The following is a 1,461-nucleotide window of genomic DNA, read 5'->3' on the forward strand; positions in this document are numbered from 1 at the left end:
CCGTAACTTCTCAAAGTAACTTCCAGCTCTCTCCCAAAACTGGAAGTTAGTCTCAGACGACGAATTATGCTAGAATTAAGCCTGAGACTTTTCGTGAGGAGGCACCTCATGACGAAAAAACAAAAACATCTCACTCTAGAAGACCGTATTGACATCCAAACCGGAATCAGCCAATAAGAGACTTTCCGTTCCATCGCTGAGAAGATGGGAAAAGACCCATCAACGATTTCAAAGGAAATCAAGCGCAATCGCATCATTCATCCAACATCCGTCAAATCTGATTGCACGGATTGCCCTCTTCTCAAAAAAGCTCCTTATGTCTGTAACAACTGTCCAAAAAAGAGGAAGGATTGTGGGTTTAACCGCTATCTTTACTACGCGAAAAAGGCACAGGAACAGTACGAGACTATGTTGAGGGAGTCCAGAGAGGGCATTCCCCTAAACAAGGAAAGTTTTTATCAGATGGACAAGGTCTTAACCCAAGGCATCCAGAAGAAACAAAGCATCTACCATATCATTCAGACACATAACCTACCTGTGTCGAAAGCTACGGTGTATCGGCATGCCAAGCTGGGATATCTGACAGCCAAGCCCATTGATTTTCCTCGGATGGTCAAGTTCAAGGAACGCAGAAAATCCAGAAAAGTAGCTATTCCCAAAGAGCTAAAAATTGGGCGAACCTACCAAGATTTCCAAGAGTTACGAGAAACAGATGATTTCTTCAAATGGTTGGAAATGGACACGGTCATCGGCAGACCTGGTGGAAAGCTACTGCTCACCTTCAACGTTTCCTTCTGCAATTTCCTCTTCGCCTTGCTTTTGGACAACAAGACCGCTCTGGAGGTCACCACTAAATTCGCAGCTTTGAAAGAAAGAGTCATGGACGGAGGGGTTGCGTTCCATCAGCTGTTCCCTGTCATTCTCACGGACAACGGCTCTGAGTTCTCCTATGTGGAGGAGCTTGAGCGAGACATTGATGGTAAGTCTCACCTCTACTTCTGCGACCCTAGCCGTCCTGACCAGAAGGGGCGAATTGAGAAGAACCATACAGTTTTGCGAGCCATTCTTCCCAAGAGCACTTCCTTTGACCAGCTGACTCAGAAAGACGTCAATCTAGTCATTTCCCATGTCAATTCCTTGAAACGAGAAGAGTTTCAAGGAAAATCTGCTTACGACGTCTTCACCTTCACCTTTGGCGAGGACATCGCCGCTCTTCTGGGTTGCCAATTTGTCAAACCAGAAGACACACACTTATCACCTGATTTATTGAAATAAAGGGAATTTTCCCCTCTAACTACACATCTTATCACCATCGAAAAGTCTCAAACTAAACGCTAGCAACTGGAAGTTACTATAAGACGACTCTGTTTTAGGGCTATTTGTCGTGCACTTTTTTCTGTGTCTTTTCGCTTTTGAACCCTTATATATCAAGAAAAAGAAAACCAGCGGAAGTTAGTCTAA

At 44.4% G+C, this 1,461-nt stretch carries 1 pseudogene; it reads left to right on the forward strand.

The annotated features are described in order from the left end of the window. Positions 1-108 precede the first annotated feature (108 nt). A pseudogene (locus HMPREF1048_RS04020) lies at positions 109-1,275 on the forward strand (IS30 family transposase). Positions 1,276-1,461 lie beyond the last annotated feature (186 nt).

Source organism: Streptococcus mitis SK575 (assembly GCF_000257865.1).
In the GTDB taxonomy this organism is placed as follows: domain Bacteria; phylum Bacillota; class Bacilli; order Lactobacillales; family Streptococcaceae; genus Streptococcus; species Streptococcus mitis_CQ.